Origin of the sequence: Mucilaginibacter sp. RCC_168, assembly GCF_041355315.1 — a bacterium.
Lineage (GTDB): Bacteria > Bacteroidota > Bacteroidia > Sphingobacteriales > Sphingobacteriaceae > Mucilaginibacter.
The window spans coordinates 88,570-114,470 of record NZ_JBFUPN010000025.1 but is presented as its reverse complement, the minus strand read 5'-3'; the positions used below and the strand labels follow the sequence as shown (position 1 = coordinate 114,470).

Below are 25,901 nucleotides of genomic sequence, written 5' to 3'. Positions count from 1 at the left end.
CCGTTACCAATCAGTGAAACCACGTCAATGATCAATTAAATTAACTAAAAGCTGTAAATCTCCTTCAAAATGGTTTGTGAGTTGAACCGTTTGGAGTACAAAAGCAGAGTAAAATCGCAACAAAAAGCCCTTAAATCAATGATTTAGGGGCTTTTGTCATTTTAGACCCTCTCAAAAATCGCATATAAACACATAACTCTATTGAACGATTCATTGAGTCATCTAAACTCAAAAAAAAGACTCAATGAAAACGTCACAATAGACTGATATACAAGCATGTACACCTCGTAAACATCTTGATTATCAGCGACCGAAATCCGACATTTGTTTTACCCTTTTATTGAGTAATTATGTTAGAAAAAAGCTTCGGGTTATTGTTCTTTATGAGAAAAACCAAAAATTACAAGGCAGGGCCATTGCCTATCTATCTGAAAATCACCATTGACGGCGCCGCAACAGAGCTTTCGTCAAAACGAAAATGTGAGCCATCACAGTGGAGTGGAAAGTCGGGAAGAGCTATTGGAAATAAAGAATCGGTTAAAGAACTGAATCATTATCTCGATTCACTGGAACAAAAGGTGTTCCAGGCGAAAAGAAAATTAATTGATACGGATAAGGAGATTACGGTCGAGGCGATTAAGAGCGTATTGACCGGTACGGATGAGAAGAAAGTGATGATCCTGGAGGTTTTTAAAAACCATAACCAGCAAATGAAAGCATTGGAAGGAACTGAGTTTTCCTCCAATACTATTGACAGATATGAAACCACCATAAACCACACCACCGCTTTCCTACAGTGGAAATACGGTTTAGAGGACATGAATATTAAAGATCTGGATCATGAGTTTATTACTGAGTTTTGTTTTTGGTTTAAGAGTGTGCAAAAATGCAATCACAATTCGACTATGAAATATTTGTCAAACTTCAAGAAGATTGTTTTGATCTGTGTTAAAAACCGATGGTTGCCTGTTGATCCGTTCGCAGATTTTAAATTTACCAGAAAACCTGTCGAAAGGGTGGCATTAACTGAACATGAATTAAAAAAGATCGCAAGCAAACCATTTGCTGCTGAACGGTTGATTTTTGTTCGCGACATTTTTCTTTTCAGCTGCTATACCGGGCTCTCTTACGCCGATGTACAGAAATTAAGGTACAGTGAAATAGTAAAAGGGATAGATAATGGTACCTGGATATTCACAAACCGACAAAAAACCGGAACGTCGACCAGGGTACCGCTCCTACCGGAAGCATTAGCAATCTTAGATATTTATAGAACAAATTCCAAATGCATAAACACCGGCTTAGCACTTCCGGTATTGAGTAATCAAAAAATGAACTCCTATTTAAAAGAGATCGCTGGCATCGCAGGAATCAATAAAGAGTTGACTTTCCACATTGCGAGGCATACTTTCGCAACTACAATCACGCTGAATTACGGTGTGCCGATGGAAACAGTATCGAAAATGCTTGGTCACACCAACATTAAACAGACACAACATTATGCGAAGCTAACTGACAGGAAGGTAAGTGATGACATGCAGAAGCTCATAAGTAGGCGGCGCGTTGTAGAAAAAAGAGCATTGTAAATACCGAAGAAAAGAGGCTGTTCAATATGAAAACAGCTTCTTTTTCTTTGATTTCAGGTAAATAATGGAGAACGTTATCGTAGGAACTATGCTCAGGGATATGATATGGTGTATGATAAAACCACTTTTCATTGTAAACGTAGCTACCGGCTTCCATTAGATGGCAGCCAATCTTTTGTAGATATAATAAGCTTGGGAATAACTGTGGGCCAGAATAGGCCCACTATAGAGAGGGAAGTTGAGAATTCGGGATAGGTATTTAAATACTAAATATCGTAGAACAGACTTATAGTACAATCTCGATAACACTACCCTGGTAAGAGTCATAGGTTGGTACGTACAAGATGTAACCAAGTTCCTTCAACTGAGTGATACATTTATGGTAGGTTGTTATGCTACCAAAATGAGCTCTTGCCATAAGTAGTTTTCGAGAAACCTTTACCTGCTTTTGAAAGCCGCTTTGCTCCCACAGGTTTAACATGCATGTATATAAACTGATGTGCCACACAGTTACCCGCGGATCATCGGCTATTTTTGAATATAGCTCTGAGAATGTTGATAGGTTTGGTAACATATGCTATCGGGATTTACCACTGATCATATTTTCAATATCAGTAAGTTTATAAAAATGAATCCCTCCTACTTTTTGGGATTTAAGCTTACCGCTAATTCTTAAATTCTGTACGGTTCCTGTTGAGATTTTAAGCATTCGCCGGACATCGCTGCACCGGAGCCAGGTCTTATTATCTTCGGGTTTTGCGGTAAGTAAAAGTTTAATATCGTTAAGTAAGGTCCTGCGAAATGCTTCCAGATCTTCTTTGGTAATGAGCTCGATAGCCATAGAAATGCATACTGAAAAAGGAGTTCGATGCGAACCTGTCTTATAGAGGTTCGCGCATAATAACCAGCAGGTCATTCCGGGCGGAACTATCCTGATAGTTTGTAGTGCCTGATCTACCATACTTTTGGCAAGTATGTATGTTCAGCCAGTCATCTGAAATGTTACAATAACAGGCAACGCAAAAGAGAGCTGCGGTAATGTTTCGTAAATTAATATAATCGGCAACCCGTTAACGTTCCGAATTAGTAAAGCTCTACGGATTAGCCCCGGTTAAGAAAGGGGTAATCCTGAGTATTACCATACTTCGTGCCTACCCCATCCACCAAATGTGGAATGGTCACAAATTTCACAACCTTCATAAAGACATTGGATTAAATACCTGTCGATATTTAATCCAATAGAGTAGTACGTCAGGCTGCCTTCGATGCGACATTGCAAGGAATGCAAAAGGTCTATCCGTTTGTCGTTCACATAAAAATTACCCTGCAACGCGTCACAATAGGGACAGGAGGACGCGCAGTAATGTTCTTTAATGGTGTGGCTGAATTTAAGACCAACAGGCGTAATGCTTTCATCATTTTGCCGAAGAACGGCAACAAAATTACTGATCAGTTCTGCGGTATCACCCTTGATATGGTATAGGCTTAATTGGTCATTATAATATTGCCAATCTGCGTTATTCCAATTGTCTAATTGTCGGTCGGGAAAAACAATACCAGTTACCGTTTTGATCTCTTGTTTGCATTTCCAGCAATGATCACGCATAATTTCGAGGTTGACTGGTTGAAACCCTTCTTTAGGTCCCAGATAAGTAAGCGTACCGTCCCAAAGGCTTGCAAAACCAAGATGCAAACTTTCGTAATTACTGCCATCGAGTGTTATCTTGTTACTTTTATCTCTGCAGCAAGTTATCCATATAAAATCAGGGGTGTGTATTTGCAGCTTTTCAGAGATAAAAACCCCTGTGTTGCCCAATTGCAAGGAGGCAGCTTCTTCGTTAATGACAATCAACAAACAGCCTTTAGATAAAATGTAGTCTCTTAGTTTGAGTAGAGTGCTTTCCTGTGCGGCATCCAAATTTAAAGACAAGGGCAAAATTAAAATATTGACCAGTTTTTGTTCACCTTTAATTGTTGTCAGAAAGGCGTAGCTTATTTCACAGGGCTCATCACCCAGCTGTTTGTCGGCAGAAATTCGTTGCCAATTGGCGGGCTGCGATTTTTGCAGCTCATTTTCTACAAAAAGATAAAATTCATCTGTCATAACTTATGAGTTCAGTGAAACGGATAGTTGGGTTTAAAAAAATGGCAAAAAAGAAAGTCCCTAAACGCTCGCCGCCGGGACCTTCAACCTAAGTGGGATGAATAAACAAAACACCCAGGCTCATAAAAATGTCTTTCTTAGAAACATGGAGGATATTTATGAAACAGTTAACAAACAAAGATGTGAACATTGCGCCGCAATTAGATAAAGCCTGTGGCCTTGACATGCACAAAGAAAAGATCGTCGGCTTTATCTCATGCAAAGATGGCAGCGAACAAGAACTTATGGAGTTTGGGACCTTTACCTGTGAGCTTCACAAGGTAAAGGACTGGCTTCAGGGCAATGGTGTAGAACATTGCCTGATGGAAAGTACAGGCATTTACTGGATGAGTTTATACACGATACTTACCGAAGTCGGCATAACAGTAACAGTCGCTAATCCTACTCATATCAAACAGATTCCAAAGCGTAAAACCGATAGGAAAGATGCCCGCTGGCTTTGCACCTTGTTACTGCATGGGTTAGTTCGCGCCAGCTTTATGCCTACCTCGGAGCAGCGTGTTTTGCGGGATTTCTGTCGTAGCCGCCTGTTTTATACAAGACAACAGAACAAAACTCAAAACAGGTTGTGGAAGATCCTTGAAAGCAATAACATCAAACTTCGTTCTGTGATTAGTTCTATACGCACGAAAACTGCAATGGACATTATTCGCTTACTCGCTGTTGGTGTTACCGACAAAGTTCAACTGGCGAACTGTTCGCGAGGAAGAGCCAAAAACAAGCGTGATGATATGATGCTTGCACTTGAAGGAACGCTGGAGCAGCATCACAAGATGCAACTGCAAATGTTATTGCAGGATTTTGATCACGTACAGAAACAGATTGATGCATTAGAAGATATCATTGGTGACATTATCAGCAAACATTATGCTGTGGCATTTGAATGTCTTGATACTATTACCGGCATTGCCCATAAATCAGCACAAACTATTTTGAGTGAGGCTGGAAAAGATATGAGCCGATTCCCAACGGCTGATCATTTTACTGCGTGGTGCGGTCTGGCACCAGGCAACAATGAAAGTGCTGGTAAACGGCATGATACTTCAGTTAAAAAGGGCAATCGTTTTTTAAAAACATCAATCGTTAGCGCCGCATGGGCAGCTGTTCGTGTTAAAGATTCCTATTGGCATGCTCTATTTGAACGGATGCGGAAGCGTATGAAAGCACAGAAAGCTATAGTAGCAGTAGCAAGAAGAATATTGAAGGTAGTGTATAAAACATTAGAAACATTAACACACTATCAGGAGAAGGGTGTTGCCCATTACTTTGACTTACAAGCCAAGTTCACTGCCTTTAAAAGAGCAGGACAACTTTGGCCCACTACAAGTGCATGATACAAAAAATAAAAAGGACGAATAAGGTTTTAGAATAAAAAGTCTGTCACCTAAGTTGCCAATACCATATTCAGAATCCAGGCTTGTTCCATGAGAACGCAGAGGAAACTTGTTTTATATTTATTTCTTACTGGATATTGTGGTTAGAGTTTATGTATGCTCCTTATGGTTCAAATTGTAAATATCTGTTAAAGAACGGCAACACACTGTTATAAAACCTACCGTCAGTTCCAGCTAATTGATCGATATGGCCTCCCCGGTATTCTTCAGCAAAATGATTGATGCCATATCTTTCCAGCTTTTTAGTTAATTCAATACAGGTTAACGGCAGATGCCTCGCTTCATCATTTCTGCCCCAATCAAATTTAATTGCCTTCATACTTTTTAAGGCAGGTAAATGACTTTCGACCATTTGTGTCGGGAGGTTGGCATTCCATCGGGCAATAACATCTATATCAGGTACCATATTCCCGTTAACATAGTTTGCAGGCATGTCTGCATAAAACGGCGGTTTGTTAAGATCAGGTGAAAAACAGCGGGCCAGATCAACTATTAGTGTTGTGGGAAAAGTCTTGAATATTTCAGCATCAGTCTTTGCTTTTGAAATATCCTCAAAGGTTCCTATGCTGGTATTCATTCCATCTGACCAGTTTAGAATAGCCGGGCTCATGGCATATACAGAGCTGTAAACATCGGGATATAGCATCGACAGTTTTAATGCACCGTGCCCGCCCATCGATATACCAGCAATCCCTCTGCTGTCACGGATAGCTATCGTTCTAAAGTTATTGTCTACAAAATTAACTACGTCTTTTCCGATAAAATTTGCCCAATTCCCATTCAGAATTGAGTTTGTATAAAAGCTACCGCTATAACGAGTATTACTGTTGGGCAATACAATAATGCAGGGACGTATGCGATTATTTGCTATCGCGGTATCCATTAGCTTATCCAAATTGAGGAACTCTACAGTTGAAGTATCTGTCCCAGTATAGCCGTGCAATAAATAAATCACAGGATAGCTACGTTTACTTTTATAGTATCCCGGAGGCAAATAGACAGTTATGCTTCTTGACGGATCTTCACCGGCAGGGTTGCCTTTAAGTGATGCGGCAATAAAATTTTTAACTACGAGACTTCCCGCAGGTAGTTTTTGACTAAAGGATGAACATGTAAAAAAAAGCGTAAAAGCCAACGTAAGTAAGAGATACTTCATACTGGCTAAGTTAAACTTAATTTGTTTGATTTATTATTTTTAGAGGAACCTTATCACAATAGCGGGCAGATAGCCCACCAAGATTTTGCAAAATAGCAATAAATATTTACCTGTCAATAATGGCGATTAAACGAAGAGTTGCGCATATACTCATTAAACCTGCGCTGATATTCCCTTTCTTCATTTATTCTGCGGTTGATAACCGAACATCTCCAGAAACATAAGCCCCAAGCCAAAAAAGCTACCGATAAACAGGTAAATGTTTCCTTTTGTCGTTCGGTGATGAATTCTTTATTTTTTTTAGTTTCCCTTATAATCGCTGTAGATGGTTTAATTTGTTTCCCTCCCAATGCTCCGAAGAAGGCAAAAGTGGAAATTAGGAAGGCGAGTAAAACATTGCGGACTATAGCTTTCATAATGATTTCTATTTATAAAATTACTAATTTAATTAGTAAACAACAAGCACTTTTTTAATTTAGTTCATAGATATTATTGTGGTGGCGGGCCTCCTGCACCCTATCGCGAATAGTATCAACAATATTGGACTCCGGAATGCCCTGTAGGTTGATGATCTGATTGGAGTGATCTGTACTTATCAGCGTCAGGTTCATTAACTTGAATAGCTGAAGTACGAAAGATTGGGTAATAATGAAATCTTTGACTCTAAACATCTCTGTTTGATCGATTTGTTTAAAGAAAATTCCACGGGTAATACGGATATATTCTGTAGTTATTAAATATTTAAAACTGCGGATATATAGTATACGGTACCACGCGGCACCACATACTGCAAGGCTGAATAAAATAAAGTACGGCGACAGCCACCACGACAGTAAAAGAAAAGTAATGGATAGAAAAATCAGGGGCAAGCCTTTCAAAAAAGCAAACATTACCGCTGGCATTAATAAAACATCATTGTTCTGCTTCATATTTTAATTGATCTAAAAAAGTTAATGATTTAGTTGGCTTACGGGTGCGAATGCGACCGCGAATATGGAAGGCCCGTTTATAACTATTCAGGCTGACTTGCCCGTATTCAAAAATGATCAACTTGCCTTTGCGATCTATGGTCACCTGTCCGCTCTGGCGTATATAGTAAATATGGATGGCCGTATTCTGGATGCCAGCCGCCAGCTTGATATCAGTAAGATGGCCCAATTCATCTTTCCCAAACAGGAGTGTAAACCTGCGCTTAGGGTATGTTTGCCTGATCCAATCTACCTGGTCTTTCAGCAGTTGATTGCCGATGGCGATAAACGCCAATTGTTCCAGGTTAGCATAACGAGAGCGATTGATCGTGATAAAGGCAATGAGTTCCATTGCTGAATAGGAGACTATTACCTCATGCGCTGCTTCATTCCCGGCTACCCAGAGATTTTTGGTCGTAGGAATTTTATGAAACCCTTCTCCGTAATGCTCCCGGGTATCGCCATAATGAAACAACAGTTCGCCACCGATATTAAAAAAGGCCTGGATCTCCGGAGAAACGCCAAGTCTTGTTAACAGTGCGTTCATCAGCGTGATCTCCCGCTTCGGGTATAGGAATGGGAAACCTCATTTGGATTAGAGGGCCGTTGGTTTTCGATGTCCTTAATGGCATTGTGATAACCAGGGCTCAATTTCTCAGCCACTTTTGGATCGTGCTTTTTGTTAAATAAAGCATTCAAACCTTTGTAGACCATATATGATAAACCGCCATCGATCAGAATAGATGCCACGAGCGCCAATTTATTTGAGCGAATGCCATGATGGTCAACACCGGAATAGCTGAATCTGGTCCCATCGGCAATTTCGACTTCCTTACCTTTACGGTACTTTTCTTTTTGAGTGGGCGTCAGGAACTCATTATTAACCATATCCGGTATCAGGATCTTTTCGGTATCTGATACAATGTATTCCCTTGTTTCAGCATCGTATTCGATTAACATTTCCTTTTTATTACCCTTTTTATCGGTTGTGATTTTGAGGATGCTGACTACCTCCCCTTTCTGCAACTGCTGTGCTTCGTTGTCATCCAGGAATTCGGGGGTAACCGCTCTATGGTAAATGGGATGAATGAGCAGGTCGAGTTTGCCACTTTCATTAGGCATAAGGGAGATCTTAGCATTAAGGGATTTAATCTTGATATTTTCTGCCTCGAGATTATGCAATTCCATTAAGCCGGTACGACGACCTGAAAGCAAAGCCTTCAGATCGTCTACATTTAACAGGAGCTGACCGCCCGCGGCCAGCCCGATGGTTTCCAGATCCTTGATCGGGAGATCACCTTCACGATAACTAACCAGGTTCATTTATCTTTCCATTTGATAGTCTTGTTCCCGTTCAACCGATTGACCTTTACCCTCGTCTAATTCCATTTCCGGCCCTCTTGGATTGGCTTTTGCCTCCAACAGTGACTTATAAAGGCCATAGTCAGGTTTCAACACCTTGCGGGTACCGTCGGCGTCTTCTACTTTGATGCTTTTAGTTTTGTAGGTTTCCAGCACTTTGTAGGTAGTATCGAGATAGGCGATCTCGTCTCCTTTTTTAAAACCGACTTCTGCACTTTGCTTTTGTTCACGCTTCTGGTCAACACCCAATAAGAGATTGGCGATCTTCTGCGCGTCCCTGGAAGCCTTGGCGACCTCAAAAGGTTCGTCTTTTAAGATCTTGGCGAAGTTGCTCATATAGGCAGCCTGCTGACCGAAGTTGTGACCAATCTTCAATTCACCGCCGATCAGGATGCCGGCAATTGCTGCCCGCATTTCTTCACGTGCATAATCCTGCGAACCAAATTTGCCTTCCATAGTGCGGTTTAGCCTACTTTCATGACCTGACCAGTGCGCCAGTTGATGAATGGCTGCCTGGTAGTATTTGGTCTCGTTTTCGAAAGTTTCCTTTTCGGGCATAAAGATGGCATCGCGTTGCTTATCGTAATAAGCTTCCTGACCGCCGTGGATGATGACCGCTTTGCTATCTTCAATCAATTTATCCGCGCGTTCAACCGGCGATAAAGCTTGACCTTCTTCCTGTTTCGCGAGGAATTCCTGCAATGGCATGATATCCTTCATCTGTTCCGCATTAAACAGGAAAGCCTTGCCTTGCTGCGGCTTTTCAAATTCAACGGTTTTTGTTTGGGTAACCCCGTTGTCGTCTTTGATGGTTTTACCTTCAGCGGTGCGGATGGCCTGTATATCGCTTGTTTTTGAAAACTCGATCAGGGTGCCTTTTTCACCCTCTTTTACCCAGTTACCGGCGTACCGGGCGGCATCTGCCGACATCCAGCGCGGGTCGTCACGCCGCTGCATCCCAAGGGCCAGCGCGTTCATGGCACTGTAGCCTTTTCCCGTGGTCGGATTAATGGGTTTTACGAATGCGGGCATCCCGTTCTCTTTTATCGGTTTTTGAAATAAAGAGTTACCCTCTTTAATTTCCGCTATCAGCTTGTCTGAAAGCTGAATGGGAAGTGCTTTGAAGTTTTTGCTCATTTTCTTGTTTAATTAGCAGTTCATATAAAAATTTAATTGGATTGATGTATTTATGCCTGTAGCAGATACTGAAGTGTAGATGCTCGCCGGTTACGCGACCTGTCGCGCCGGTGATACCAATGGGTTCGCCAGTTGTTACAGTGTCCTGCGGGCCAACTAAAACCTGGCTTAGGTGTCCGTAAACCGATATAATTTCGCCGTGCTCCAGCCGGATATTGATGCCGAGGCCATCATCGTAGCCTGTTGATTTCACCAGTCCATTAAGGATGGCATACACCGTATCGTGCCGGGCCTTAAAATCGACACCTGCGTGCAGGGCGTATTTGCCGGTAAGTGGATGAATCCGGTAACCGAAATCAGAATTTATCTTAAGGTGTTTGAGGGGAAGGCAGACCAGGCAAATGCCGATCAGTATTTTCATCGGCCGTAAGATTTGGCCATTTCCTGTTTTTGTGCCGGATTAATGGATTCCAACACCTTGTCCCGCACGCCGGGATTATCTTTTGCAATAGCAAGTGCTGAAAATAAGGCCTGGGACGTTCCTCTATCCTGCAACAACATGATCTTATACATAGCTTTAAAATCATCAAGAGGCATAGACGAACTATTTTTTGTCAAATCATCTAAAACCTGCTGTTTATCTTTGAGTTTCAGCACCTGTGTGGCGGGATAAATAGCTTCGTTCCCTTCCAGGAAACGCACATAATTTTCGGATGCTGATCTGGCGTAGGTCACCACTCCGATCTGTCCCTGTTTCGTCGCGGGATCATTCTCTAAATCCGGCAACACCAGAACAAGTGTTCCGTTTAAACTTTCATTGTTTTTCATGTTGTTAATTATTAATTCTTCTGATTGCGGGTAAAAGCAGCTTTTTGTTGTACTTATCTATCTACCCCTTTGCTTTGCCGAAGTCCGATAATTTTGTCCAATGTGGTTGCACTGGCCTCCCGGATATTTTCATTCTTCTCGACCAGTTCCATTGCGGTTCGCATTTGTTTAACCGTACTGCGATCCGTTAAAAGAGCAATCCTCTTCAGATCTTTAAAATCATACGGAGAGATGTCAGCTGAATGATTCTGCAGATATTCGTAAATCTCATCAGGCTCCCGCAGTACCATAAGGGCATCCGCGCTGTGAAGGCGTGGTTCGGCCCCACCATCGTATTTAACATAGAAATCATCGCGGACGGGATCTGCTTTTACGATCTCCCCTATTACACCCTCTTTGTCAGCATGTGCTTCCCACATTTCGGGATGCATCATGACCACTGTTCCTTTTAAATTTTGTTCATCTATCATTTTTCAAACTTATTTTCGCTGTGTCCGGTAAAGCAGGTGGCTTGAATGCCAATACCATTTCCTGTATTTCCCGGCTGATAAGGTTAAAATTTTGGCGGAGCTTTTCATCCATCTGTCCCCCGAAATCATAGAAGGTCGGCAGCGGTTTATAACCTTTTTCTTCGCGTTTGATGGCCTCCATATCGAGATTGATCCTGCAGTTAATAGCAGAAGTTTCAAATTGTCCGGTAAACTTTTCCTGGGCATCAGCAGCGATCACGCCAACCATTTCCCCGGAATTCAGGGAGGCGATTTTGCCTGCCGGGATGAGTGCCTCCAACTTTTCGTTCAGGGAGGTAGATATTTTATTGCGGTCAATGGAAAGGCTTTCACCAATCTGTTTAGACTTGCCGAATAAGCGCTCCAGCCATTCCAAAGTTTCCTTATTTCTGACTGAACCGGATATCACATTTCCTATTACGGATGTCAACACAGCGGCCGTATCCTTACCATATTGCTGGTTTAACATCGGAATTTCCTGAAGCCCAAGACATACACATACGCGATTGGATCTGGCAGTTGCGATCAGGTTATCACACTTATTTATATATAAAGATGGCATCTCATCGACGATCAGAGCAGACGGTAAATTGCCTTTGGAGTTAATCAATTTTGTCAATCGGTTAACAACAATTGAATAACAGGCTGAATTAATATTCTGTGTACTGGGATCGTTCGCCAGTATGAGCATACCTGGGTTTTCTTTGGCTGAGATCTTTAGATCAAAGTCATTCCCCGAAAAAATCCAATAAGTCTCTTTAGTCGCCAATCGGCTGATAAAGATCTTGAGCGTACCTATCTGCCCCTCCAATTGGTTAAATGCCTTGGCATCGTATGCCGTCATAAATGGTGATAACAGCGGGCGCAGTTCGGGCTCTGACGTTAAGGCGTTGAAAATCTCTTCATAACTGCAGTTAAGCAAGGCAAGTACATGGGGAAAGCTGGAATATATTCCGCCCTTGTATTTACTCATAAAATAAATACACGAGGCCAAAAAGTTAATAGCAGATTGGGTAAAGAACTGGTCACTGCCGCCAGATTTGTCACCTTTTTTCAGTGCTTCCACCAGGGCTTCAGCAGTCTCTGCCGCATCAGCCAATGACCTAATGTAATCCGCTCGCCAGGGGTTGATCCTACGACTCTTTTCGATATCGTTAAGGTTAATGACATGAAAGGCATAGCCTTTCAACTTGCCATTCTGCTTGGCCAACAGGTAATGATAATAAGCGATCTGGCCAAGGTCCGGGAATTTGAAATCGTACAAGCACACCGCAAACCCCTTGGCAATTAATTGCCGGATGAACGGATTTACAATCGAAAAACTCTTACCCGAACCAGGGGTGCCGATCACCATCGTGCCCCGGAAAACGTTGCAGATATTAATCCAGCCGTTCCTTACTTTCCCCTTATAGTAAAAAAGCATGGGGATGTTCACCGAATAAGGGGTGTTTACCCTTTTTACAGGTTGCATAAAACTTTCGGCTTCGGTATTCCAGATATCCTTGCCTAAACCGGACTTGATCATCTTAGAGATGTTGTCCATCGACACACTCACGAGAAGCGCACCGAAAAAAGAGCAGACCATATACAGCAGAGCATACCATGTCGTATAAGCGAACGCAACCGGGGAGGCACGGCCCTGAAAGACGAGACTACCGAAGAACAAAAACAGACCGAACGCAAGCGGGTATACGATATGCTTCTTAGGGTCAAGGTCTGTTTCCTTTTTTGCCAGCGTGCCGATGCTGACCAGGCAGATCAGGCCAAACGTTGCCAGCTTACTATAGACCAGTTTCGAGTAAATGACCAGGTGACTAATCTTATCCAGCGGGGTAAAAAAAATGCCCCAGAAAGGGGCATTGTGATAAATAAAAATGGCGGCTTCTAAGCCTATGGATATGTAAATCGCACACTGCAAAAAACCGTGAAGCTTTTGCTGTTCACGCGTTTCTTCCATAATAATAGGGACCTAAAATGAAAAAAGCCACCAGGTTTTGCGGGGGGCTTATAGATAAATGGGCTGATTTAGCGGATCATTCCCTGCCCGTTATCCTGTCCGTTTTGCGAAGATTGGTCTCGGGTATGATGAGATCTGTTGTATTCGTGCAATAAAAAAGCTGTATGGTGACCATCTGGAACCTCCGCAAAAATGATGTGTTCAGGAAGTTCTGCCGGAGGGTGGTAGGGATCCAATTCATGTGGGAAGGGTACCTGGAGCATTTTTGTATCAATGTAAACACCCGTTCTTCCGTTATGCTTAAATACGTCCGCAAACTTGATCTGGTTCCAATAGTTTTCGGTATCCCGAAACGCGTTACGCTGTTCATCAATAAAGAAATCCTTTCCTGCAATTTGAACAACCGGTAAATCACTAGGGTAATGCTCCCTCCAACCGGGGCGGAATTCATCCATCCAGGCATTCTTACCCAACGGATCGAGAGCATCAAAGGGGTAAAGCCAAAATAACTTTACCCTGTCAGGCAATATTCCGACCAAAGGCCCATCAAAAGCATTTTTAGTAAGGGGATCATACCAAAGCTCTACATGGTCATCTAGGCACATGAGGTCATACATAGTGATGTGGTTCCCTGCGTCCGCAACTTCTACAAGTGCCATCAAGTAGCCATTCACATAGAATGAAGTCCCTTCCAGTTCAACCACCGGAAAAGGGCCTTTATAGTCATCTGTTTGTTTCATTTTGTTGAATTATCAGCGTTGTATAAACACCGGCGTTTCTACATCGACGGCTGTTTCTTCTTTAATAATTAATTGCTCCACTTGGGCCTGCTTTTCACTTTCAGCAATTTTTTGACTGATCTCCAGTTCCAGCCTGTCCAGTTCACGTTTTAATGAAGCGAGCTCATACTCCTGTTCAAATGGTCGCTGTGTGAGTTCCTGTATCTCCGGGATCTGTTTATTGATACCGGTAAGTTCTTTTTCATAGCGTTCAGCCATACCGATCACCCGGTCGACAGCATTTAAAAAGTACCGGGCAGCGAGTTTTGGGTTGTCAATATTCGGCGCTCCCCCATTCTGCATATATTTAATTCCGGTAGTGCGGCTTTCCGCGTAAAGGGAAGTAACATGGTCGATCCTGCTGGAAAATTCACTCTCAACCGTTTGCAGCTTCCGCCTGATGTACAGATCAAAGCCATACAACTCGCCCAAATGGAAATCAGGCTCGTTAAAATCTTTGGGATACCAGTTTTTATATAGATCAATCAGTTTCTGACCGATGGCAACCGCATCCACCTGAAACATATCTATCAGCTGCAAAGGGTTTATTTTCGCGCCATTAGCATCATATTTCAGCGCCTGTTTATAAGCTATTTCATCTGCACGCACCATATCCAGTGTAACCTGGGTATCCCTGCTTTTCTTTTCCAAATCTTCCAGCAAATACCTGCTGCGGGCAACTTCTTTAAAGTGAGCAGCTTTATAGCCTTCCAATTCTGCAACCTTCTTTTCAATACGGGTCTTTTCCAGTAAAGAGGTATCACCCGATAATATGGCGATATATTCAGAGAAGCTCATGCCGCTTTGTTCATCCATTGCGCCTTCATCGAGGGTGCGCACGGCCAGTTCATTATTTTTCATCTGACTAATGAAGATCTGTTTGTTTTTGAGCAGGTTGAACTTATAGTTATCCAGTGATTGCTCTACGGCATATATAAAGTTCCTGACTTTATTGTTATAAAACTTTTTAGCCAGCCAGTTACCTTGCCTTGCACCACGGCCATCGCGTTGCTCCAGTTCCGAGGGCTTCCATGGAATATCCAGGTGGTGCATGGCTACGATCCGTTCCTGCACATTTAAACCTGTTCCCGCCTTTTCCGTACTGCCGATCAGAATCCTGATCTCCCCGGCATTCATTTTCTTAAACAGCTCTTTCCGCTGTTTATCCGTTGCCCAGTAATGAATAAAGGTGATTTGCTTTGCCGGGATATTAAAATCACTTACCAGCTTATCACGCAGAGCATCGTACACGTTGAATTCAGTGGTTTTAGGCGTGCCTATGTCACTAAAAATGATCTGTGTGCCTCTGTGGGGTGTACTTTCATGATAGATCTCCGCTATGTTCCGGGCACAGACATTGACCTTGTTGCCGGGGTGATCGCCATATTTTTCAGGATCGACCAGCCGCATATCCACTGCCATTTTCTTGGCATAGTTGGTTGCGATCAGCATCCGGCCTTTATCCTCATCTTTGGTCAGCGGCCGCCTTCCGATTAGCGTAGCATCACCTGTTTTAGCAAACTGCATGAGCCGTTTGATAAAATCCTGCTGATCTGGGGTCGGTTTTATATTGACGAGGGTTTCATCAATTTCCGGCTTATCGAGATTGATATGTTTAGCAGTTTTGTAATCGGTGATCTGGTTATAAAACAGAGCCAGTTCAGGTACTTTGATAAAGTGACGAAAACGTTCTTTTGCCCTGATCTCGTTAGTAACGGTAAATTCAAAATCGACCGTTTTCCGTGCATATACTGCTGCCCAGGCATCGAAATTGGAGATTCTTTGCCTTTCCAGTTCACGCGGCCGGAGGTATTTGAAGATCAGATACATCTCGGTCAGGCTATTGGAAATCGGTGTTCCTGAAAGAAATGTGGCGCAAAGGTCCGTATCACTCCTTTCCTGCAAGGTCCGGATGGCGAAAAGCATATTTAGCGCTTTCTGGCTACCCAGCATGTTACCCAGGCCCGCAACCTTTGTATGCCTGGTGGTGAAAGTCAGGTTCTTGAACTTATGGGATTCATCAATAAACAAATGGTCTATATTCAGCTCGCTGAAATTAATACCGGTATCCTTTCGCTGTTCAATGGCGTCCATGATACCTTTCAGCTTGGCTTCAAGATTTTCCTTACGGATCTCCAAACCTTTTAGCATCTCACGGGTGATCTCTTCACCGGAATCCTGAAAACTCAATAGGTCCTGTTCTGTGTTATCCAGTTCTATTTCAATGATCTGCCGTTGAATCTCCGGCGACTGTGGGATTTTACCGAACTGGTCATGCGTTAGGATGATGCAGTCCCAGTTGTTGTTTTTGATCTCATGAAAAATCCGCATACGCTTAGCCGGCTCAAAATCATTTTCACCCGGCGCCAGGAGTTTTGCTTTAGGATAGGCCAGCCGGAAAGTATCCGTGATCTGCTGCACATTGGCTTTCAAAGCCAGAATTATCGGCTTATGAACAATACCAAGCCGTTTCATTTCCATCGCAGCCAGGATCATGGTCAGGGTTTTACCTAAACCCACCTCATGATCAATTAATCCACCGTTATTTTGGATGACCCGCCATGCCGCGTTACTTTGCGAGGAATAAATACCAGGAATACCTAGTGCTTTAAGATCAAGGCCCGGAAAAGTCAGGTGGCTGCCATCAAATTCCCGAAGAGTATAGCAGTTGTAAGTATCGTTGTACAGCTTTTCTAAGCGCTGCTTATCCTCATTCGGCAGTTCCAACAGCCAAAGCAGGTAGCGTGACCTAATGTTGTCGATTTTCCGGTGCGCATTCTGGATCGCTTCGGTATCGGGCACCCGGACGACCTTGCCGTATTGCTCTACCGGATAAGTAAAATGCGGGTTGGTATTCAGCAGCGCATATTCCAATAAGGTGCGGCCGGTGACCTTGTTGCTTTCTTTGGGCGTTACCGAGAATTCTTCGTTGGTAATGGTATTGCCCTTTTTCGCATAACTTACCTTATAGGTATCTATGGAATTATAAAAATCAACCCTGGTATCCAGCTTAAATAAATCCGTGGCAAAACGCTGGTAATACTCAACCGGCACCCACCGCTCTCCAAGATTAAAATCAAGTAGTTCAAAGGGGATCCTCTCGGGCTGTACACGCCGGATGGCGGCAAGGCTCCGTGCAAATTGCAGGTCCTCTGGTTCTGCTTCCGCCAGTTTCTCGGCGACCTTTAACTTTTCTACTACATTACCCGACAAATAATTATCAGTGGTCTCCCATTTAAGGGTTTGAGGATTTAATAAGATCTGCTTATCCAGCTGAACGATAACCTCGTCTTGAGTTAGGCCAGTGATCTGGGAAATAACCAAAAGGTCGACCCGCCCGGTATCATTCAGGCAGCGTGCCAGCGCTTCGGCAGGGTCATCCGTTTTCAGCATCTCCTTTTGCTCAAAAAGCGGCCCGTAAAATATATCTGAACGGACAAATCTATCCTGATCCTTAATTTCAAGAGAGGATATGATCTTAAAACCTAAAGCGGCATCGTTAAAAATGCGGTTACGGTTGACATTTTTATTGAGCTCCCCGTATTTGGCTACAAAGGCCTCATAATAAAAGTTTAATGACTTGCGCAATTCGGGGAACTGGATGCTGTGCTCATTTTCAAAACTGGAAAGTTCCAGGTAAATGTCCCGCAACACCAGGTAATCCTCATAAAAGGCTAGTTCCGGTTGCGGGTCAAGTGGCTCAAATTTCGCCTCAAAATTGTGGGGCTCCCCGATCAGGCCGAGTTTGCCATTAAAGATGACCAGCGTATCCTTTGTATAAAAAGGCTTCAAGTCGGTAAAAGCCTTTGGTTTATCGGGTAATAATTTAAAAGCGGGTTCTAATGAGGTATCTCCTTCATACCGGTAATCATAACCGAAATGTTTCAGCTTCGCTGAAAGCGCGTCCAGTTCGTGACCGAGATTGTTGCCGGACATCCACTTCCCGGGAAAGGAGATTTCCGAAAGGTTACTGTACAGCTTATAGGTATAGCGGTTATTGGTTTTGGCACAGGCGGTCAGCAATACAATACTGTCATGCAATGGCTTTGCTGTTGTGCGAATGGTACTGATCAGCCGTGCCGTGCCCGCGTCAATAAATTGACGATCAAGATCGTCAAGGTAAGCCAGCGCTTTGTTGTCCTGATCAGTTTTTGCAGGCGCATCAAACAAACCCAACTGGCCAAAACTCAATTTCGGCTCATCGTCTTTTTTTTCCTGCTCGGGAACGGGTAAAAAGGTAAATTGGCTGAGCTGGCCCTGCTTTTTATCAAAAGAAATCGCTTCCCATTTGGCACGGTCAAAATTATTAAAGCCGGCGATCAGCTGTTTTTTGAGCAGGGGCAAAATATCCTGCATCTCTCCATTTTGCCAGGCCACCCGCGATGCTTTGCCCCTTGCATTGGTGCCTTCGATGATCTCATCGGCATATACCAGTTCATTTTTGTCGGCTAACCAGGCATTCAGGTAGTATTTACCAAAAGTATTTTCACGCTCCACCGTATCGATCAGCTGGCTTTCCGCCTCCGTGAGTGTTTCCTTAGTATCATTTTTTTGCACCAGGATCAGGTGCATACCAACCTCTACGTTGGCATTTTCCTTCATGAGGTTGGCCGGTAATACGGCAACTGTTAAAAGATCAGCTGAAGTAAACAGGTATTTCCTGGCGGTGGCATTGGAAGGATTATTGAGGAAAGCATCCGTAACGATATAAGCTAAAATGCCGCCGTCCTTAATCTTATCCAGCCCTTTAGCAAAGAAATAGGTATGTACTTTGGCAGAAATCCCGCTTTTGTTATAGGCGGGGTCATGTACCGCGATCTTGCCAAAAGGAATATTGCTGATGACGATATCGAATTGGGCTTTTTCGGTCGCTGCCGTTTCTTCCAGCTTTTTGATCTGTACGTCTACCGGAACGGTATGGACCGAACAAATCGCTTTGAGCACCTTGCCTGTCAGAATATCTTTCTCAATGGCTGTTATTTGCTCCATACCATCAAAAGCTTTTATTGCTTCTCCGATAAAAACACCGGCCCCGGCGCTCGGCTCGTATAAACGTTTCGGTAAAATATTGCATTCAGTCATCGCGGCATAAATGGCCTCCGGGATATAATCCGGTGTATAATAAGCCGTTGAGGAGCTACTTTTTAAGGCATCAATGGCCGCCTTATACTCCTTGTCCGTTAATTTCTCCTGAAGCAGGCCGTGTAATTCCATGACCTGGGGATAGAGTTTTAAGTCGGCCTTTGAAGCGCCGAACCGGGGCCATTCGGCTAATTCGCCAGGTGGAAACAATATCGCTTTAAGGCCGCCAAATCCAGCATAATTTTTTAAGGTTTCCAGTTCTATTTCAGAGAGCTGCTGGCCAGTGAAGTCCAGCGCGATCCGGATGGCTGCGATATTGTCCGCCATCTTCCTTACCGGATTAAATGCCATATTACACCTCCTGTAAATAATCTGCTATGATTCCGATCACTTCATATTTTAAAAAGCGGTCGTCCTGGTCGAGGCCCCTGATCAGGGGCGCGCATATTTCGAGGATATTGGTAAGTTCGTAATGGAGTATCCCCTGGTTGGAGAAGCGCAGGTAGGTCGCCAGAAATTCTTCTTCCAATACAAGCTTTACATAATCGTAGGCTATGGAATCAGTCATAAATAAAGAGTATAAGGTTAATTGGGTAGTGTATCCGCATCCAGGATATCCTGGTAGGATATGCTTAGCGTGACGATACGGCCGGAAAGCTGCTTTTCGCTGAGTTCTGCACGCAGGACTTTATTTCCGGGGAATGACATTTTCTTAAAGACAAATACGTTCCGGTAATTTTTGGAAAAGGCGGGTGGGTTGAACAGTACAAACTCCGGTTTGATCTCCACGGACTGGTTATTGGCGGCCTTCGTTACTTTTTTGTCGTCTATCTTAAACCTGAAATCTGCGATATCATATTTTAAGTTGGTTTTATTACGATAGGAAATATCCAGGAAAATATAATCGCCAATGGTGCAGACATGGTTCAATTGCGCCTTAATACTGAACGCATTTACCTTTTCGATCCGTTTATCCGGTTTTTTGGCCACCAGGCTAAGCGCTAAACTCCTTAACTGATTTTGTGAAAGCCCGATACCGGAAATATCCAATGGCCGCATGGCGGCAGGTGTTATTTCTATTTCGGTTGGAACGCCGGGATACCCTGGCATTAATCTGTATTGCGCAATGAATTTTTCACCGGCTATAGTGATGACCGAACCGACAAATTTGAGAGTGTCACGCAGTTTTAAACGTAATACATTTTTGAGCGGCAGGTCACCGATTAGGTCTTTAGTAGAAATATCTACGTACTGGATGGGTTCCGGTGAGATAAAATGAATGGTCAGGTTTTCGGGCAGGTAAATTACCGGCAGTTTATCCTGCGCATAAAGACATGGTGCGATATGCAGCCATACAATGAATAATAGTAACTTTTTCATGTTAGTTATTTGTGAGGGTTATTGTTGGTCACCGGCACCTAATACACTTTCGCGTTTCTGTGCACTTTGTAGCGCATCCGGGTCGATGATATAGAGGTAAGAGTTGTATTTAAGCTTTGCCTTGTTCTTGCGGATCAGGTCAGCAATAGCCGAGGAAGTGGACTGAAACATTTTACTGAGCGAGCTCATGACGAACTGGCTGTTTCCGGAACCGCCATCCACCGTGACACCCTGTACGGAGTTACTGCCCAGGTCTTTGGTAAAATCGCGGAAAGCGGACGAGGGCACATAGAGGCCCGGCAGTCCATCCATATCGTAAACGTCCAGTTTCACCGGGAGGATCTTACCATCATACAGGATGGATGTAATGGAAAGCGTAACCCGCTGCTCTGAAAATCCATTGATCAGCGCATACAGAAAAGTGCCTTTTTTGATCAGGTTATTACCGGCTTTAATATCTTCCAGTAGTTTGATCCGCAAACGCGATCCAGCATAACCGGTCACATTTTCATCAATCATAGCGCTGATAAATGCCGGTTCCTTTTCGGGAAGTACGGTATTAAAGTCACCAGATACTGCATCAGCCTTTTCAACGTTCAACTTTATTTGGGTTTCCTTTTGTTTCGCAGCTTTATCAGCAGCCTCCTTTTTCTTTAACTCGTCTTTGTAGGCAGGGTCATTCTGCTTGTTGATACTATCCATTATGGCCATTTGTTGCCTAAAGACGTCCATGGGGTCTTTTTCCTTTGAGGTACTTTCCTTTTCATGAGCCTGGTTTGCCTGGCGGCGACTCATTTCCTCCACCGCTTTGGCAACCTGCCGGTCGTGTGCAACACCTGTTTCCGTTGCCTGCCCGGGATTGGATTTATTACCCGAGCCAAACTTCAGTTTCATGGCTAATTGAATGGAATCCAGCTTTCTTTTCTGCTGGTCTGAATAGTCATTATTATAGGTTGGGTTACTGGAATTTTCTTTGGGGATCACGTTTACCGCGGTCAGGCCATCGGCTTCCTTGTAGGTGTTCCTATAGGCATCGAGCTTATCCGCCAGTTGTTTCTTACGTACATCGGATGACACCGCGCCGACTGAGCCATTCAGGCCGATGGTTTCTTTCACCGCCTGCTTTGGTTTGGAAAAACCACTATGCCAGGCATAAAAAAACAGGCACAAAAAAGGCAATAAGATGACCGGCAGCACATACTTGGGCTGTTTAAAATCGATTTTCATAACATTTTATTGGAAGGTTTGATGAATTTTGGAAAGGCGGTCAAGAGCGCTATCCAGTAAGGCGCTGTCTGCACCTGTCAATTGTTTTTTGGCCGAAATGCTATCTACCATTTTTTTGAGGTGCAGCGTTTCCCTGATATTTCCGGTCGCCTGCATGATCTGATCAAAGCCCTCCTCTACCGGGTTGGCTTTTTTAACTGTAGTTATTTTTACCTTATCCGGGTGGTGAAAAACTGTAAACGATAACACAAGCGATAACGCCATCAGAAAGATCATGCACCCAAACAGGAACTTCGGAAAAGTTTCTGACAACCGTTTAACCATGTTCCTGATCATAATGAAATAAGTGCCAAATTCTTTTTGCAACTCGCTACACAGTGTATCCCTGGGATCTCTGTTAGAATGTATTTTTTTCCACATCTTGAAGGTCTTTATTTTCCAGGGTTTTCCAGTTCGTAATGAGTACGCCATGGGGATTATTGTCACTTCGGGGTATATCCTTCAGGTTGCCTTCCGTAATCAGCGAGCGCACAACCGTAGAGCTGCGCCGGTCAATTTTCAGTTTTCCGTAATAGCGGAAATAGCGCCGGGGCATGTCTACAGCAATGGAATCTGTTTGCAGGGTCAGGACGGAACTGGAGGAAAGGATAGAGTTGAAAAAACCGTTCTCTTTCAAATTATTGTACTGCTGCATTCCCGATTCGTCCACGAGGTACATGGCCTTTTTCATCTGGTACTCCATGTAGTTATCATCCGGGGTCAAGGAAAAGAACAGCGAATGAAATAAGTCCACATCAGCCCGGTATTCGGCTGGCCTGTTCATCTGTACATCTGTCTGCCGGGCCAGTATAGGGACATTGTTATCCAGTATATAAATGCTTTTTTGTGCATTGGATACGAGTTTAAAGGCATAAAAGCAATTCATGCCGACAATAACCAGGGCGGTAAGCAGGCTGCCGGCCGCGATGAAAGTCGCCAGCTTTACCTTGGCTTCGATATTTTTGATGATCATAAAATCTGGTTGTTAAATAAAAAAGGCCGCCCATGACAATGGAACGGCCCCAATTAAAAGGAGAAAGGAACAAAGAAAAAAAATTCGGATTAAAAGAAGCTGCCAGCGGCTTTTCGAGCCATACTGGCTACCGTTCCCGCACTGCGGGCAAAGGTGGAAGTGGCCGAGCTGATACCTGAAGTAGAGATAATCCAGGTAGAGATGCTGGGTACGGTGAACATGCAGATCGCGCCGATTAAAAATACAATGATCACGGTGCCGAAGGACAGGATACCGTTACCGGCAAACCAGGCCATTTTTTCGAGGTTGGCGTTCGTGCCATTTGCACCGACCAGTTCCGTGTATTTACTGATCTCAGATTTCAGCGCATATTCCTGCATCAGCCCACAGATGTACATGATCAGGTAAGCAATACCACTATAAAGGTTTACAGAAATAAAACGGGCGATCCAGGTGCTGAAACTATCGCGGAAAGCCGGCAGGATACTGACGGCTACAGCAAATGGGCCGAGCATGATCAAAATGGAGGAGTAAATGATCTGTATCATAAAAATGATGTACACCGCTAAACGCAATATCCATATTCCTAACAGTTCCAATAACTGTGTAAAGAGTAGCTGCATCCCCACAGTGAGCCTGTTTTTCAATTCCAGCAATGGCGAAACCACACTGCTGATCCCCTCTTTAACCGTACTGGTAACGGAATCCCAGGCCTGGCCATACCAGGTGTCGCTTTCTTTCTCAGCAACTTCGGTTTGTGCCTGGTAGGTATACAGGGAATTGGCTACTGCCAGCATCAGGCTGGAGCGGTTAAGGCGCAGGTTGTTGACGATGGTTTGTTCGCTGCTAAACATTTGTTCAGTTTGATTGGCAACGATGTCTGTCGGAAAAGCGATTATCCTGGTGAATGGCCCCCACCACAATATCACCATGGCCAAACCAAAGGGCCTTAAAAGCGGCATAATCTCTAACTGCTTATCGCCCGCCATCATCTCATATGATTTGATAGCGAAAAAGATGATCATAAAAATGGCGGAAAGCGCCTTGGCATCAGTAATAAAAAGGTCGAAATGTGTCCATACCGAGTCTTTGAGCCCTTTCAAAAACACCATCACACCGGCTTCATAAACACCGTCACCCTGTAGAAACTGCAAAGTCTTTCCATTATCGGGTGTGCTCGCTGTTTGCGCGAATACCACAGTGGCACAAAAGCACAGGAGTATTAATAAAAATAGTTTCTTCTTCATTGTAGATGTTGTAAAACCTGTTTGGCGATCTGGATATCTGACTGTGGTGTCCATTCGCTGACCGTCACCTGGTTAGCTTTTAATTTCTGCTGTTGGGCGGTCATATTGATAGTGGCTTGCGCCGATGAAGTCCGGATGGCCCATACGCCTGCAAGCCTGCGGTATTCCATCAGGTACCGGTGATAGGCCAGGATGCGTGCACCTCTATCCATTGTGGTGGAATGCGCGGCCTGGATTCTTTCCTTGAGCATATCCAGCTCATTTTTATACCAATCGTATAAGCCTTCGGAAAGCAGTTTAGCGCTTACCTGCGGCGAAAGGCCGCCTAATATGGAAGCCGTCGAATTATTAAGTACCGGTTTGAGCTCATTGTTATAATACAATTGCCATAAAGGATCTACATTCGAAATCAAACCTGATTGGTTGGCTATTTCAGAAAGTGCCGTGTTACGCACGGTATCTGATTGCAGTTTGTATTTATTGTCGGTGTTGTTCATGGCACCCACCAGGGCAAGGCGCTGGGTCTGTGGGCCGGTGGCGCTTAATGGGCGCAGATCTTTCTTGTGATAGTTCGGATGGAATAAGCCCCAGGTCAGCCAGTAATAGGGGTTGAGGCTGAGAAAGCCCGCCTTTGGCGTAAACTTATTTTGGTCCCATTGCAGGTAAACCATGCGTTGTTCCTGGTAGCGGACGCTTTGGTCATTTGCCGCCGACTGGCCGAAACAGCTGCGAATGAATGCGAGCAGCATAAATGTTATAGGAATTAAAATTTTCATTGGTGTAAGTATTTAGCGTTTTGAATGATCTGACTGACATAGGCTTTGTCCTGGTTAACCCAGCCGGCGAAAGGGGTTGCTGAGGCGATGATGCCTCGTTGCTTCGCCCAGTACATAGACTTCCAGGCACCATAGGCTAAGCCGTCTAGTATTTGAAGTTGTGTAATTACTTTGCGTAGCAACTGGTCACGGGAATTATAATCAGCAAGAACATTATTCCCTTCTTTAAGGATATAACCGGAAACATCGCTAACCAGCGTGAGTGATCTTGTTCGCATTTCGGCGGCAATATTGCCGGCAAATGCCAAAAGATAGGGCTCGCTTTTGGCTATCGCCAGGGCCTGGTTGATATAACCCGTCATATCTGCAATGATGACGGCGATATTTTTAACCGCGAGTCCGTCTTTCAACGCAGAGTTAACATTAGAAAGCCCTTCGTAGATCATGGTTTGGGCCAATACAACAGAACCTACATTCGTATTGAGGTCATTGATATTATTATTGATCTTACCGAGATATTGCTCATGAGTAACCTCCGCACCACTCCTGACAGCTGCATTTTGCGAAACTGCAATAAGGTGTTGGTAGTCGATGACATATTGTTGCGCCATTAACGATGGAGAAAAGTAAAGGGAGAAAGGCAACAGGAGCCCAAAGGTTCTTTTTTTCATCGTTTCAGATATTTGGCGTTTTGAATGATGTCCTGCCCTATAGATTTATCCGCATCAATAAAATTCTGAAATGGATTTGCTGCCCGTAACAATGATGCCAGATCGGAATATTGCATCATATTTAGCATATTGCCGGAAAGGTCCTGGATATTGCTCAATTCAGAGATCACGTAATCAAAAAGCATCTTCCGGTCGGCTGCCTTCATTTGATTGACATCGCCCAGCGATAAGGAAAGGCCTGTAACGTAGGCAACGAGGCTTTTTGCTTGAGTTGCAAATTGCAGGGCAGATTGGTACCCGATAGCGATCAAAGCCGGATTTTTTTGTACTAACTGAACGATTTGTGCCTGGTTACTGATGATGCGGCTGACCATTGGTGTCGCGTAAATACCGATATCGGCCATATTGATCGCGGCACTAAGCGTATTATACCGTTGCTGTAAGGTCCGGTACATGGCTTTCGTTTTATCGAGCAAAGTCAGGTTGGCTTGCTCATTAGCAGTTGTTAGGGCCTGTTGGTTTTTAGCCTTTACCTGCAGTTTATTTTCTGATTCAGATTCGTCTACTAATTGGTGAAGGGCGGGAATGTCGAGTATTTTTTGTTGCGCAAAAACTTTTGCGCAGAGGGCTATCGTCATAGCCAGAATAATTAGTATGGCTTTCATA

Annotated in this window: 26 protein-coding genes; 2 read left to right on the top strand and 24 right to left on the bottom strand. The window is 43.8% G+C overall.

Annotated elements, in window-relative coordinates:
* The first annotated feature begins 350 nt into the window (after positions 1 to 350).
* Positions 351 to 1,586: a site-specific integrase gene (locus tag AB6735_RS22615; protein WP_370998353.1), complete on the top strand. Its 1,236-nt coding sequence runs from the start codon at positions 351 to 353 to the stop codon at positions 1,584 to 1,586.
* A 286-nt stretch (positions 1,587 to 1,872) separates the two neighbouring features.
* On the opposite strand, the gene AB6735_RS22610 is transcribed toward AB6735_RS22615, so the two are convergent.
* The 3 genes from AB6735_RS22610 to AB6735_RS22600 all read right to left on the bottom strand — a co-directional run bounded on the left by AB6735_RS22610 (position 1,873) and on the right by AB6735_RS22600 (position 3,690).
* Positions 1,873 to 2,160, bottom strand: a complete 288-nt coding sequence (locus AB6735_RS22610; RefSeq protein WP_370998352.1) for a hypothetical protein — start codon at positions 2,158 to 2,160, stop codon at positions 1,873 to 1,875.
* Between the two features lie 3 nt (positions 2,161 to 2,163).
* The gene (locus tag AB6735_RS22605; RefSeq protein ID WP_370998351.1) at positions 2,164 to 2,427 is read right to left on the bottom strand and encodes a helix-turn-helix domain-containing protein; all 264 of its coding nucleotides are present in this window, start codon (positions 2,425 to 2,427) and stop codon (positions 2,164 to 2,166) included.
* A gap of 294 nt (positions 2,428 to 2,721) precedes the next feature.
* The gene (locus tag AB6735_RS22600) at positions 2,722 to 3,690 is read right to left on the bottom strand and encodes a hypothetical protein (protein ID WP_370998350.1); all 969 of its coding nucleotides are present in this window, start codon (positions 3,688 to 3,690) and stop codon (positions 2,722 to 2,724) included.
* A gap of 158 nt (positions 3,691 to 3,848) precedes the next feature.
* On the opposite strand from AB6735_RS22600, the gene AB6735_RS22595 reads away from it, so the two are divergent.
* Positions 3,849 to 5,084 (top strand): IS110 family transposase, encoded by a 1,236-nt coding sequence (locus AB6735_RS22595; RefSeq protein ID WP_370998349.1) that lies wholly within the window; start codon positions 3,849 to 3,851, stop codon positions 5,082 to 5,084.
* A gap of 163 nt (positions 5,085 to 5,247) precedes the next feature.
* Here the strand turns inward: AB6735_RS22595 and AB6735_RS22590 are convergent, their stop codons facing one another.
* From AB6735_RS22590 to AB6735_RS22490, 21 genes are all read right to left on the bottom strand, one after another.
* The gene (locus AB6735_RS22590) at positions 5,248 to 6,279 is read right to left on the bottom strand and encodes an alpha/beta hydrolase (protein WP_370998348.1); all 1,032 of its coding nucleotides are present in this window, start codon (positions 6,277 to 6,279) and stop codon (positions 5,248 to 5,250) included.
* Positions 6,280 to 6,413: 134 nt separating this feature from the next.
* Positions 6,414 to 6,716 (bottom strand): hypothetical protein, encoded by a 303-nt coding sequence (locus AB6735_RS22585; protein ID WP_370998347.1) that lies wholly within the window; start codon positions 6,714 to 6,716, stop codon positions 6,414 to 6,416.
* Between the two features lie 54 nt (positions 6,717 to 6,770).
* Positions 6,771 to 7,229, bottom strand: a complete 459-nt coding sequence (locus AB6735_RS22580) for a PH domain-containing protein (RefSeq protein WP_370998345.1) — start codon at positions 7,227 to 7,229, stop codon at positions 6,771 to 6,773.
* Positions 7,213 to 7,815, bottom strand: coding sequence for a hypothetical protein (locus AB6735_RS22575; RefSeq protein ID WP_370998343.1), 603 nt, complete (start codon positions 7,813 to 7,815; stop codon positions 7,213 to 7,215). The genes AB6735_RS22580 and AB6735_RS22575 overlap by 17 nt, the downstream gene beginning before the upstream one ends.
* Entirely contained in the window at positions 7,815 to 8,591 is a 777-nt protein-coding gene (locus AB6735_RS22570) for a DUF4099 domain-containing protein (RefSeq protein WP_370998342.1), read from the bottom strand. The genes AB6735_RS22575 and AB6735_RS22570 overlap by 1 nt, the downstream gene beginning before the upstream one ends.
* Positions 8,592 to 9,767: an ArdC family protein gene (locus AB6735_RS22565; protein ID WP_370998341.1), complete on the bottom strand. Its 1,176-nt coding sequence runs from the start codon at positions 9,765 to 9,767 to the stop codon at positions 8,592 to 8,594.
* On the bottom strand, positions 9,706 to 10,188 hold the full coding sequence (locus AB6735_RS22560; protein ID WP_370998340.1) for a M23 family metallopeptidase: 483 nt from the start codon (positions 10,186 to 10,188) through the stop codon (positions 9,706 to 9,708). The genes AB6735_RS22565 and AB6735_RS22560 overlap by 62 nt, the downstream gene beginning before the upstream one ends.
* A complete protein-coding gene (locus tag AB6735_RS22555) occupies positions 10,185 to 10,595 on the bottom strand; it encodes a hypothetical protein (protein ID WP_370998339.1) in 411 nt (136 codons plus the stop codon). Before AB6735_RS22555 ends, AB6735_RS22560 begins: the two co-directional genes overlap by 4 nt.
* 53 nt (positions 10,596 to 10,648) lie before the next feature.
* The gene (locus AB6735_RS22550) at positions 10,649 to 11,065 is read right to left on the bottom strand and encodes a hypothetical protein (protein WP_370998338.1); all 417 of its coding nucleotides are present in this window, start codon (positions 11,063 to 11,065) and stop codon (positions 10,649 to 10,651) included.
* Complete coding sequence (locus AB6735_RS22545; protein ID WP_370998337.1) at positions 11,055 to 13,061, bottom strand: type IV secretion system DNA-binding domain-containing protein; 2,007 nt, start codon at positions 13,059 to 13,061, stop codon at positions 11,055 to 11,057. The genes AB6735_RS22550 and AB6735_RS22545 overlap by 11 nt, the downstream gene beginning before the upstream one ends.
* 68 nt (positions 13,062 to 13,129) lie before the next feature.
* The gene (locus AB6735_RS22540) at positions 13,130 to 13,801 is read right to left on the bottom strand and encodes a hypothetical protein (protein WP_370998336.1); all 672 of its coding nucleotides are present in this window, start codon (positions 13,799 to 13,801) and stop codon (positions 13,130 to 13,132) included.
* 12 nt (positions 13,802 to 13,813) lie between these two features.
* Entirely contained in the window at positions 13,814 to 19,249 is a 5,436-nt protein-coding gene (locus AB6735_RS22535) for an SNF2-related protein (RefSeq protein ID WP_370998335.1), read from the bottom strand.
* A 25-nt stretch (positions 19,250 to 19,274) separates the two neighbouring features.
* Positions 19,275 to 19,490, bottom strand: coding sequence for a hypothetical protein (locus tag AB6735_RS22530; RefSeq protein WP_370998334.1), 216 nt, complete (start codon positions 19,488 to 19,490; stop codon positions 19,275 to 19,277).
* Between the two features lie 17 nt (positions 19,491 to 19,507).
* On the bottom strand, positions 19,508 to 20,302 hold the full coding sequence (locus AB6735_RS22525) for a DUF4138 domain-containing protein (protein WP_370998333.1): 795 nt from the start codon (positions 20,300 to 20,302) through the stop codon (positions 19,508 to 19,510).
* Between the two features lie 18 nt (positions 20,303 to 20,320).
* The gene (gene traM, locus AB6735_RS22520; protein WP_370998332.1) at positions 20,321 to 21,529 is read right to left on the bottom strand and encodes a conjugative transposon protein TraM; all 1,209 of its coding nucleotides are present in this window, start codon (positions 21,527 to 21,529) and stop codon (positions 20,321 to 20,323) included.
* Between the two features lie 6 nt (positions 21,530 to 21,535).
* Positions 21,536 to 21,865, bottom strand: coding sequence for a hypothetical protein (locus AB6735_RS22515; RefSeq protein WP_370998331.1), 330 nt, complete (start codon positions 21,863 to 21,865; stop codon positions 21,536 to 21,538).
* A 61-nt stretch (positions 21,866 to 21,926) separates the two neighbouring features.
* Positions 21,927 to 22,541, bottom strand: coding sequence for a conjugative transposon protein TraK (gene traK, locus AB6735_RS22510; protein WP_370998330.1), 615 nt, complete (start codon positions 22,539 to 22,541; stop codon positions 21,927 to 21,929).
* Between the two features lie 89 nt (positions 22,542 to 22,630).
* Complete coding sequence (locus AB6735_RS22505; RefSeq protein ID WP_370998329.1) at positions 22,631 to 23,788, bottom strand: plasmid transfer protein; 1,158 nt, start codon at positions 23,786 to 23,788, stop codon at positions 22,631 to 22,633.
* Positions 23,785 to 24,564, bottom strand: a complete 780-nt coding sequence (locus tag AB6735_RS22500; protein WP_370998328.1) for a hypothetical protein — start codon at positions 24,562 to 24,564, stop codon at positions 23,785 to 23,787. Before AB6735_RS22500 ends, AB6735_RS22505 begins: the two co-directional genes overlap by 4 nt.
* Positions 24,561 to 25,235 (bottom strand): hypothetical protein, encoded by a 675-nt coding sequence (locus AB6735_RS22495; RefSeq protein ID WP_370998327.1) that lies wholly within the window; start codon positions 25,233 to 25,235, stop codon positions 24,561 to 24,563. The genes AB6735_RS22500 and AB6735_RS22495 overlap by 4 nt, the downstream gene beginning before the upstream one ends.
* Positions 25,232 to 25,900, bottom strand: a complete 669-nt coding sequence (locus tag AB6735_RS22490; RefSeq protein ID WP_370998326.1) for a hypothetical protein — start codon at positions 25,898 to 25,900, stop codon at positions 25,232 to 25,234. Before AB6735_RS22490 ends, AB6735_RS22495 begins: the two co-directional genes overlap by 4 nt.
* Position 25,901 lies beyond the last annotated feature (1 nt).

What these genes read in the sequence shown, in the direction of transcription:
- AB6735_RS22615 (WP_370998353.1), top strand. Translation starts at nt 351, where the DNA reads ATGTTAGAAAAAAGCTTCGGGTTATTGTTCTTTATGAGAAAAACCAAA.
- AB6735_RS22610 (WP_370998352.1), bottom strand. Translation starts at nt 2,160, where the DNA reads ATGTTACCAAACCTATCAACATTCTCAGAGCTATATTCAAAAATAGCC.
- AB6735_RS22605 (WP_370998351.1), bottom strand. Translation starts at nt 2,427, where the DNA reads ATGGCTATCGAGCTCATTACCAAAGAAGATCTGGAAGCATTTCGCAGG.
- AB6735_RS22600 (WP_370998350.1), bottom strand. Translation starts at nt 3,690, where the DNA reads ATGACAGATGAATTTTATCTTTTTGTAGAAAATGAGCTGCAAAAATCG.
- AB6735_RS22595 (WP_370998349.1), top strand. Translation starts at nt 3,849, where the DNA reads ATGAAACAGTTAACAAACAAAGATGTGAACATTGCGCCGCAATTAGAT.
- AB6735_RS22585 (WP_370998347.1), bottom strand. Translation starts at nt 6,716, where the DNA reads ATGAAAGCTATAGTCCGCAATGTTTTACTCGCCTTCCTAATTTCCACT.
- AB6735_RS22580 (WP_370998345.1), bottom strand. Translation starts at nt 7,229, where the DNA reads ATGAAGCAGAACAATGATGTTTTATTAATGCCAGCGGTAATGTTTGCT.
- AB6735_RS22575 (WP_370998343.1), bottom strand. Translation starts at nt 7,815, where the DNA reads ATGAACGCACTGTTAACAAGACTTGGCGTTTCTCCGGAGATCCAGGCC.
- AB6735_RS22570 (WP_370998342.1), bottom strand. Translation starts at nt 8,591, where the DNA reads ATGAACCTGGTTAGTTATCGTGAAGGTGATCTCCCGATCAAGGATCTG.
- AB6735_RS22565 (WP_370998341.1), bottom strand. Translation starts at nt 9,767, where the DNA reads ATGAGCAAAAACTTCAAAGCACTTCCCATTCAGCTTTCAGACAAGCTG.
- AB6735_RS22560 (WP_370998340.1), bottom strand. Translation starts at nt 10,188, where the DNA reads ATGAAAATACTGATCGGCATTTGCCTGGTCTGCCTTCCCCTCAAACAC.
- AB6735_RS22555 (WP_370998339.1), bottom strand. Translation starts at nt 10,595, where the DNA reads ATGAAAAACAATGAAAGTTTAAACGGAACACTTGTTCTGGTGTTGCCG.
- AB6735_RS22550 (WP_370998338.1), bottom strand. Translation starts at nt 11,065, where the DNA reads ATGATAGATGAACAAAATTTAAAAGGAACAGTGGTCATGATGCATCCC.
- AB6735_RS22545 (WP_370998337.1), bottom strand. Translation starts at nt 13,061, where the DNA reads ATGGAAGAAACGCGTGAACAGCAAAAGCTTCACGGTTTTTTGCAGTGT.
- AB6735_RS22540 (WP_370998336.1), bottom strand. Translation starts at nt 13,801, where the DNA reads ATGAAACAAACAGATGACTATAAAGGCCCTTTTCCGGTGGTTGAACTG.
- AB6735_RS22535 (WP_370998335.1), bottom strand. Translation starts at nt 19,249, where the DNA reads ATGGCGGACAATATCGCAGCCATCCGGATCGCGCTGGACTTCACTGGC.
- AB6735_RS22530 (WP_370998334.1), bottom strand. Translation starts at nt 19,490, where the DNA reads ATGACTGATTCCATAGCCTACGATTATGTAAAGCTTGTATTGGAAGAA.
- AB6735_RS22525 (WP_370998333.1), bottom strand. Translation starts at nt 20,302, where the DNA reads ATGAAAAAGTTACTATTATTCATTGTATGGCTGCATATCGCACCATGT.
- traM (WP_370998332.1), bottom strand. Translation starts at nt 21,529, where the DNA reads ATGAAAATCGATTTTAAACAGCCCAAGTATGTGCTGCCGGTCATCTTA.
- AB6735_RS22515 (WP_370998331.1), bottom strand. Translation starts at nt 21,865, where the DNA reads ATGATCAGGAACATGGTTAAACGGTTGTCAGAAACTTTTCCGAAGTTC.
- traK (WP_370998330.1), bottom strand. Translation starts at nt 22,541, where the DNA reads ATGATCATCAAAAATATCGAAGCCAAGGTAAAGCTGGCGACTTTCATC.
- AB6735_RS22505 (WP_370998329.1), bottom strand. Translation starts at nt 23,788, where the DNA reads ATGAAGAAGAAACTATTTTTATTAATACTCCTGTGCTTTTGTGCCACT.
- AB6735_RS22500 (WP_370998328.1), bottom strand. Translation starts at nt 24,564, where the DNA reads ATGAAAATTTTAATTCCTATAACATTTATGCTGCTCGCATTCATTCGC.
- AB6735_RS22495 (WP_370998327.1), bottom strand. Translation starts at nt 25,235, where the DNA reads ATGAAAAAAAGAACCTTTGGGCTCCTGTTGCCTTTCTCCCTTTACTTT.
- AB6735_RS22490 (WP_370998326.1), bottom strand. Translation starts at nt 25,900, where the DNA reads ATGAAAGCCATACTAATTATTCTGGCTATGACGATAGCCCTCTGCGCA.